At 44.9% G+C, this 4622-nt stretch carries 10 protein-coding genes, 1 tRNA gene and 1 other annotated feature; all 11 genes read right to left on the reverse strand.

Annotation, left to right across the window (positions count from 1 at the left end; genetic code table 11):
• Window positions 1–351: adenosylhomocysteinase (locus J7M13_02835; GenBank protein ID MCD6362924.1), on the reverse strand; the 351-nt coding region annotated here is incomplete at its 3' end.
• A 13-nt stretch (window positions 352–364) separates the two neighbouring features.
• Window positions 365–1042, reverse strand: a complete 678-nt coding sequence (locus J7M13_02840) for an endonuclease V (protein MCD6362925.1) — start codon at window positions 1040–1042, stop codon at window positions 365–367.
• 51 nt (window positions 1043–1093) lie between these two features.
• Window positions 1094–1477 (reverse strand): 50S ribosomal protein L7/L12, encoded by a 384-nt coding sequence (gene rplL, locus J7M13_02845; GenBank protein ID MCD6362926.1) that lies wholly within the window; start codon window positions 1475–1477, stop codon window positions 1094–1096.
• Between the two features lie 3 nt (window positions 1478–1480).
• A complete protein-coding gene (locus J7M13_02850; protein MCD6362927.1) occupies window positions 1481–2014 on the reverse strand; it encodes a 50S ribosomal protein L10 in 534 nt (177 codons plus the stop codon).
• A gap of 15 nt (window positions 2015–2029) precedes the next feature.
• Window positions 2030–2195, reverse strand: a sequence feature (ribosomal protein L10 leader region).
• Between the two features lie 9 nt (window positions 2196–2204).
• Window positions 2205–2918 (reverse strand): 50S ribosomal protein L1, encoded by a 714-nt coding sequence (locus J7M13_02855; protein MCD6362928.1) that lies wholly within the window; start codon window positions 2916–2918, stop codon window positions 2205–2207.
• A gap of 67 nt (window positions 2919–2985) precedes the next feature.
• Window positions 2986–3414, reverse strand: a complete 429-nt coding sequence (rplK, locus tag J7M13_02860; GenBank protein MCD6362929.1) for a 50S ribosomal protein L11 — start codon at window positions 3412–3414, stop codon at window positions 2986–2988.
• Between the two features lie 13 nt (window positions 3415–3427).
• Window positions 3428–3973: a transcription termination/antitermination protein NusG gene (gene nusG / locus J7M13_02865; GenBank protein ID MCD6362930.1), complete on the reverse strand. Its 546-nt coding sequence runs from the start codon at window positions 3971–3973 to the stop codon at window positions 3428–3430.
• A 7-nt stretch (window positions 3974–3980) separates the two neighbouring features.
• Window positions 3981–4163, reverse strand: coding sequence for a preprotein translocase subunit SecE (gene secE / locus J7M13_02870; GenBank protein ID MCD6362931.1), 183 nt, complete (start codon window positions 4161–4163; stop codon window positions 3981–3983).
• Between the two features lie 39 nt (window positions 4164–4202).
• Window positions 4203–4280 (reverse strand) — tRNA-Trp (locus J7M13_02875).
• Window positions 4281–4301: 21 nt separating this feature from the next.
• Entirely contained in the window at window positions 4302–4451 is a 150-nt protein-coding gene (gene rpmG, locus J7M13_02880; protein ID MCD6362932.1) for a 50S ribosomal protein L33, read from the reverse strand.
• Between the two features lie 13 nt (window positions 4452–4464).
• Window positions 4465–4622: elongation factor Tu (gene tuf / locus J7M13_02885; GenBank protein MCD6362933.1), on the reverse strand; the 158-nt coding region annotated here is incomplete at its 5' end.

Below are 4622 nucleotides of genomic sequence, written 5' to 3' on the forward strand. Positions count from 1 at the left end.
AGATAATACCGCTTTTATATGAGAATAGTATCTATCCTTATCCTCTCCCCTGACCGCAAATACGGGTATACCATAAATAGAAACCAAAGCAGCAGCAACATCATCTTGGGTGCTTAAGGGATTAGAAGCACACAAGAATACCTCCGCTCCCCCATCCTTAAGCGTGCGCATTAGATTAGCGGTCTCAGTCGTAACATGAAGACATGCGCCAATTCTAATCCTACTTAAGGGCTTCTCTCTTAAGAACCGGTCTCTTATTACCTTGCGCAAAACGGGCATGTCCTTTTCCGCCCACTCGATCCTTCTTTTCCCTTCTTCCGCAAGGGATAGATCCTTCACATCATGATCCATCGTCTCAACCCCCTTAAAAAAGGCTCAGCTCACTGTCCTCCCGTTTAGTCTTTTCAACCCTATTATGAGCTTCTCTCAACGGCTTCGGTATCCTATAGCCATCGCAACAAGATAGAATCAGTTTTATCGCAATATCTAAGCTTATGCCATATCCCACAGATATAAAAAGAGGCTTAACCTTATCTCTCGTTCTCAACACCGCTCCTATTATCTCATCTTTGTCATATATATACGTATAGCTACCCTGTCTCACGCCCGGCTCCTTATACCTACCAAACAGATGAGACTTAGCACAACCAACGGTTGGAGCTCTCATATATACGCCGAAGTGAGTTGCTATCCCCATCCTTCTCGGATGAGCTATTCCAGCGCCATCAAGAAGCCAGACATCTGGCTTCTTAGTTAACTTTGATGCTGCCTCAAGAAGAAGTGGCATTTCTCTAAATGCAAGTAAACCGGGTATGTAGGGAAATTCTATTTTCCCCTTTACCCTGCTCTCCTCAAGCAAAATAAGATCAGGATATGAATAAAGTAGCATAACCGCATAACCAACGTCTCCTTTGTATGCAAGATCTGAAGCAGCTATATACTTGACCCTCAAGAGATTCACCTTATTCTTAAGATCCACCTTTTTCCTTAATTCACGCTGAAGCCGAATGGCTTCTTCCGGGGTTAAATCCCATCGATGCATAGCAAATCGCCCCGATAAAAAATAAAAAGGGAGCGGCGTGGTAAGCCGCCCCTACTCGATCTCCACCTTAGCGCCGACTTCCTCAAGCTTCTTCTTAATTTCCTCAGCCTCTTCCTTAGAAACGCCCTCTTTCACGGTAGAAGGTGCTTTTTCAACGAGCTCTTTCGCTTCCTTCAAGCCAAGCTCAGTGAACTGTCTTACTACTTTTATAACCTGAATCTTGTTAGGACCAATTTCCTTAAGAACAACGTTGAACTCGGTCTTCTCCTCTGCTTTCTCTTCAGCGGCGGGCGCAGCACCAGGAACGGCAGCAGCCGCAACCGCTACGGGAGCAGCAGCAGAAACTCCAAACTTTTCCTCCAAAGCCTTAACAAGCTCCGCAAGCTCAAGAACCGTCATACTCTCAATTGCCTGAATTATTTCCTCCTTGGTCATGTTTTACCCCTCCTTTTCCTTCTTTTCTTTTATCGCATTAAGCACATAAACAAGATTTCTCATCACTCCGCTCAGAACGTTTACGAGTCCCTGAATAGGAGCATTTATGCTCCCAACCAATTTTGCAAGAAGCTCTTGCCTTGAAGGCAAGCTCGCTAACCTTTTGATCTCCTCGGCAGATATAAAATCTCTACCGAGATATCCTCCTTTAAATATCAATTTTTCAAGTTCATCCGCGTGTTTTTTAAGAATCTTCGCTGCCTCTACGGGATCGGTATACGATATCGCAAGAGCATTAGCCCCTTTGAATAGCTCCTCTTTTATTTCATATCCTGCTTCCATAAAAGCACGCTTAGCGAGGTTGTTTTTAATAACATGGAAATATACGCCAGCCTTCTTTAGCTCAGCTCTAACCGCATTCATCTCAGGAGCGGTCAATCCCTCAAATCCCGTGAAAAATGCAGCAGTACACCCTTTGAGTGCTTCCGTCATTTTAGCCACCCATTCAACCTTCTCGGGCCTTGGTTCTCTCTGCATTCACTCACCCCCTTTCCAGCCAAAGAAAAAGCCCTCCGCCTGAGGCCGGAGGGCTCAAGAAAACACCTTAATAGATAATTTCCTTCTTAAGCCACTTAAGCCTCGGCAGGCGAGCTTAGACTAAGCTCTTTAAGGCTCTAAAAGAGCCACCCACGGTCTCAGGCTTCTATTAGTTATAGGTTAAACACTATTACTCTAAGACTATTTCCTTTTGGGCAACATTGGGATCTATCTTAACGCTCGGTCCCATAGTGGGGGAGAGCGCTATACTTCTTATATACTGTCCCTTAGCTGCCGGCGGTTTTGCCTTTATTATAGCAGCTAAAAGGACACGAAGATTCTCATAAAGTTGATCTTCCGAGAAAGAAGCTTTACCAATCGGAACGTGAACTATACCATACTTATCAACCCTGAACTCCACCCTTCCACTTTTTATTTCTTTTACCACGCTTCCAACATCATTCGTGACCGTTCCCGTCTTCGGACTTGGCATCAATCCCCTCGGACCGAGTATTCTTCCCAACCTACTAACGTGGCGCATCATATCCGGAGTTGAAACGGTAGCATCGAAGTCAAGCCAGCCTTCTTTTTGAATTTTCTCTATGAGCTCCATACCGCCAACGTAATCAGCTCCTGCCGCCTTTGCTTCTTCCGCTTTTTCACCTTGTGCAAAGACCAAAACCTTCTTCTCCTTACCCGTTCCATGCGGGAGTATAGCCATTCCTCTAACCTGCTGATCTGCGTGCCTCGGATCGACACCAAGTCTTATCGCAGTATCTATAGTCTCATCAAACTTGGCATTAGCGAGCTTCTTCACAAGAGCAACCGCTTCCTTAGGTGGATAAAGCTTTCCCTTTTCAACTAATTCCTTAAGAGCCCTGTATCTTTTTCCCCTCTTTGGCATAAATTATCCCCCCTTTGTGGTTATGAGCGAGCTTCCCAAGGAAGCTCTCCCACTATTTTTAAAAATCTTAACCCTCTACTACTTCTATCCCCATGCTTCTCGCAGTTCCCTCTATTATTTTCATCGCTGCTTCTATATCATCTGTATTGAGATCCGGCATCTTTATCTGGGCTATCTCCCTAACCTGAGATTTCGTAACCTTACCGACCTTAACCCTGTTTGGCTCCCCGGATCCCTTCTCGATTCCAGCAGCTTTCTTAAGCAACACCGATGCTGGAGGAGTCTTACAGATAAAAGTAAAGCTCCTATCAGTATAGATCGTGACAACCACAGGAATTATCATTCCCGGTTGATTAGCCGTAGCTGCATTAAAAGCCTTACAAAACTCCATAATATTAACGCCATACTGCCCCAGCGCGGGACCAACGGGGGGAGCAGGCGTCGCTTTACCAGCGGGTATAAGAAGCTTCAACTCCGTCATAACCTTCTTCGCCAAGGTCTTCCACCCCCTACATCTTTTCTAACTGCATGAAGTCGAGTTCCACTGGCGTTTCCCTGCCAAAAACGTTTAAAAGTACCTTTACTTTGCCCCTCTCCGAGCTTATTTCCTTAACCACCCCTACAAATCCCTCAAAAGGACCATCTGTAATTCTCACGGTTTCCCCTATCTCAAGGTCTATCTTTATCTGTCTCTTTTCTTCCAGACCTATTTGCTGCAATATAGATTTTATTTCCTCATCGCTTAGAGGAACCGGATTTCCTCCCGAACCTACGAACCCTGTTACGCCTGGAGTGTTTCTTACAACGAAATAAGACTGCTCATCTAAAATCATCTCTATAAGGACGTATCCTGGAAAAACCTTTCTCTTTGTTATCTTCTTCTTGCCTCCCTTTATACTAACCCTCTGCTCTACAGGAACGAGAACCCTGAATATCTTATCCTCCATTCCCATAGTCTCGATACGCTGTTCTAAGTTCACCTTAACCTTATTCTCGTATCCTACATATGTATGAACCGCATACCACTTTTTCTCACTCTTTCCCTCAACGCTCAAAGCATACTCACCTCAACAGAGCTCCCATAAACCAGGTGCATACCGCATCAACAACCCCAAGATAAAAAGATGTAAGTATAACAACAACTATAACAGTTAGAGTAGCATACATTACCTGCTTTTTTGAGGGCCACGTAACCTTTTTAAGCTCCGCCCAGGCCTCCCTTAAAAACGAAATAAACCTATCCAGCCATTTCATCAACCATCTCCCCCAGAGCACATAAAATAATGGCAGGCCCGGCAGGACTCGAACCTGCAACCCCCGGATTTGGAATCCGGTGCTCTGACCAATTAGAGCTACGGACCTGCACCTACCTATATTATACCATCATTTCACCTCTCGGTGAAGGGTATGCTTATTACACCACTTACAATATTTACGTACCTCAAACCGTTTTTGCTTTCCTTTTTTATTCATCATCGTTGTGTAATTTCTTCTCTTACACTCTGTACAAGCAAGCGTTATTATATCAGCCACACCGCTTCACCTCTTATTCTATGATCTCGGTTACGACTCCCGCGCCTACCGTCCTGCCTCCCTCTCTTATCGCAAATCGTAAACCCTTCTCCAATGCAACAGGCGTTATCAACTCCACCTCAAAATTCGTATTATCACCAGGTATAACCATCTCAACCCCCTCAGGTAACT

This window comes from Synergistota bacterium (assembly GCA_021159885.1).
GTDB lineage: Bacteria > Synergistota > GBS-1 > GBS-1 > GBS-1 > AUK310.

Coding starts and splice junctions, on each gene's coding strand:
- J7M13_02840 (MCD6362925.1), bottom strand. CDS start 1,042: ATGCATCGATGGGATTTAACCCCGGAAGAAGCCATTCGGCTTCAGCGT.
- rplL (MCD6362926.1), bottom strand. CDS start 1,477: ATGACCAAGGAGGAAATAATTCAGGCAATTGAGAGTATGACGGTTCTT.
- J7M13_02850 (MCD6362927.1), bottom strand. CDS start 2,014: ATGCAGAGAGAACCAAGGCCCGAGAAGGTTGAATGGGTGGCTAAAATG.
- J7M13_02855 (MCD6362928.1), bottom strand. CDS start 2,918: ATGCCAAAGAGGGGAAAAAGATACAGGGCTCTTAAGGAATTAGTTGAA.